The following is a 1,231-nucleotide window of genomic DNA, read 5'->3' as shown; positions in this document are numbered from 1 at the left end:
CTAAAAGTTGCTTCAGTTGTCCCGAATGTTGATACAGGCGAACCAACTGAGCTAATGCCTTGGCAAAAATTCATTATGTGTATGCTGATAGGCTGGAGGAATAGCGAAGGTGGAAAAAGGTTTACTGTCGCTATAATATCAGTATCTCGTGGGCAAGGTAAAACTTATATTCTAGCAATTTTGATGGTTTATTCATTTTTATTTGAAAGTCTTGGTTTATCAAATCAGGACTTTTTAGTTTCCTCGATAAACTTTAAACAGACAAGCAAATTGTTTGGATATGTTAAGACGATGCTTAAGACAGTTATAAAAATTGAACCATTTAAAACAATTGCTGCTGAAACAGGTTTGACTGATCGTTCTATTCTGAATGATGAAGTTGTCATGAAGAAAATGAATAATAAAATTCGTGCTATTTCTCATGAAGCTGGTCAATATGATAGCTTTCACTTTACAACTGCTATTTTTGATGAAATCGGAGAGGTAACTAATAGAGAAAAAATTTCTAAAATTGTTTCTGGACAAGTTTTGGTTAAAAATCATCAGTTTGTACAAATTTCAACTTCCTATCCAGACCCTAGCGTTCCTTTTAGGAAGGACCAAAAAACACTTCAAGAAGCTATGGAGAAAGATTAGGATAGAGAAGCAGATACTTCTTTGTGTTTGGTATGGGCGCAAGATGATTTATCAGAAACATTCGAGCCAGAAACTTGGGTAAAATCAAACCCTCTTCTTGAATTGGAAGATAAAAAAGATATTTTATTAAAAGGATTGATTGACAAACGAAACAGTGACTTGTTACAAGGGACACTACATGATTTTCAAACTAAAAACCTTAATATGTGGCTTCAGCAAGATGTTGATAGTTACTTAAATCTTGCTGATGTTGAAAAAGCTATTATTCCTGAATTTAGCATTCATGGGCAACGCTGTTATATAGGTATTGACTATTCAATGATGTCAGATAATACAGCGATTGCTTTCGTTTTTCCTTATTTAGATGATGAAGGAAAGCCTAAGTGGCATGTTGAACAGCATTCGTTTGTTCCATTCCAAAGAGCAGGTTCAATTGATGCTAAAGAAAAACAAGATGGTATTAATTATAGAGAACTAGAAAAATATGGTTTTTGTACAGTCACAAGCCACCAACAAGGGCTAATCAATGATGATGAGGTCTATGAATGGATTGTAAACTATATTGAAGATAACGCATTGGATGTTATCTTTTTTG

The 1,231-nt window shown here is 33.9% G+C and carries 2 protein-coding genes; both read left to right on the top strand.

Annotation, left to right across the window (positions count from 1 at the left end; translation table 11 throughout):
- Positions 1-636: terminase large subunit (locus AB0N14_RS40255; protein ID WP_366030633.1), on the top strand; the 636-nt coding region annotated here is incomplete at its 5' end.
- A gap of 27 nt (positions 637-663) precedes the next feature.
- On the top strand, positions 664-1,231 hold a 568-nt coding region (locus AB0N14_RS40250), incomplete at its 3' end, for a terminase TerL endonuclease subunit (RefSeq protein WP_366030632.1).

The sequence above is a fragment of the Streptomyces sp. NPDC051104 genome, from assembly GCF_040682835.1.
Taxonomy (GTDB): Bacteria; Actinomycetota; Actinomycetes; order Streptomycetales; family Streptomycetaceae; genus Streptomyces; species Streptomyces cynarae.
This window is presented reverse-complemented; position numbering and strand designations above follow the sequence as displayed.